The sequence below is a fragment of the Streptococcus sp. A11 genome, from assembly GCF_043674225.1.
Lineage (GTDB): Bacteria > Bacillota > Bacilli > Lactobacillales > Streptococcaceae > Streptococcus > Streptococcus suis_V.
In genome coordinates this window covers 1-1,232 of sequence record NZ_JBIMJS010000037.1, presented here as the reverse complement: position 1 = coordinate 1,232, position 1,232 = coordinate 1, and the positions used below count along the sequence as shown (strand labels likewise).

Here is a 1,232-nt window from a genome sequence, read left to right as displayed (position 1 = left end):
CGAAAGTTCTATAATGAAGTTAGCCACCTTACCTTAGCCAAGAATTAGATGTTTCACTATATGTGAGTAAGTTGATGATTTCACTTGATAACAGGCTTGAAGTTGTTAGGCTAGTTGCCCAAGGCTAATTATAGCCTTGGTTTAGCTGAAAAAACAGCTTCAAGGGTACCTGGTGTCAAATGAAATCTGATGTAAGGTATAAGAAAACACCTCTGTGCTATACTTGTTGTTCACCACAAACACAAGGAAAGGCACAGAGATGCAAAAGTATTATACACCAAAAGGGAAACATTTGACAATAGATAACCGTCGCTTGATTGAGCGGTGGAAACTTGAAAATAAGTCCAATCGTGAAATTGCAGGCTTGCTTGGAAAGGCTCCTCAAACAATTCATAATGAAATCAAGCGTGGGACAACCTTACAACAAGTGCGAAAAGGGGTCTACAAGAAAGTTTATTCTGCTGATTATGCACAAACTGTTTACCAATCCAATCGAAAACGGTCGGTGAAAAAGTTAATTCTAACAAAAGAAATCAGAGAGAAGGTCTTACACTATCATAAGCAAAAGTTTTCTCCTGAAATGATGGTTAAGAAGAAGCAAGTGAAAGTAGGGATTTCAACCATTTACTACTGGTTTCATAATGGTCATTTAGGTTTGACAAAAGCGGATATGCTTTATCCTAGAAAATGGAAAGGTGTCAAGAAGCAAGCCAGTCCGAACTTTAAGCCAGCTGGTAAATCAATCGAAGAGCGACCAGAGGTCATCAATCTTCGATTGGAAAACGGTCATTATGAAATTGATACAGTTCTACTAACCAGAGCGAAAAATCAGTGTCTTTTAGTCTTAACCGACCGACGAAGTAGACACCAAATCATACGATTAATTCCTAGTAAAACTGCTGAAGCTGTCAATCAGGCACTTAGGTTACTATTAGCTGAGTATCATATTTTATCAATAACTGCAGATAATGGTTCGGAATTTAGTCGATTGGCTGAAGTGTTTCCTGAGGAACATATCTACTATGCACATCCCTACTCTTCATGGGAAAGAGGTTCAAATGAAAACCATAATCGATTAATTCGGAGATGGTTACCTAAAGGAACCAAGAAAACGACTCCGAAAGAAGTCGCTTTTATAGAAAATTGGATTAACAACTACCCTAAAAAATGCTTGGACTACAAGTCGCCGAGTGAATTTCTTTTGGATGGCTAAGTTCAACTTGAAATTTGGG

At 38.1% G+C, this 1,232-nt stretch carries 1 protein-coding gene; it reads left to right on the top strand.

The window, feature by feature from the left end; translation table 11 throughout:
• The first annotated feature begins 259 nt into the window (after positions 1 to 259).
• A complete protein-coding gene (locus tag ACHBIF_RS11340; RefSeq protein WP_394720762.1) occupies positions 260 to 1,213 on the top strand; it encodes an IS30 family transposase in 954 nt (317 codons plus the stop codon).
• The last annotated feature ends 19 nt before the right edge of the window (positions 1,214 to 1,232 follow it).

Excerpts from the sequence above, each read along its gene's own strand:
- ACHBIF_RS11340 (WP_394720762.1), top strand. The coding sequence starts at position 260 with ATGCAAAAGTATTATACACCAAAAGGGAAACATTTGACAATAGATAAC.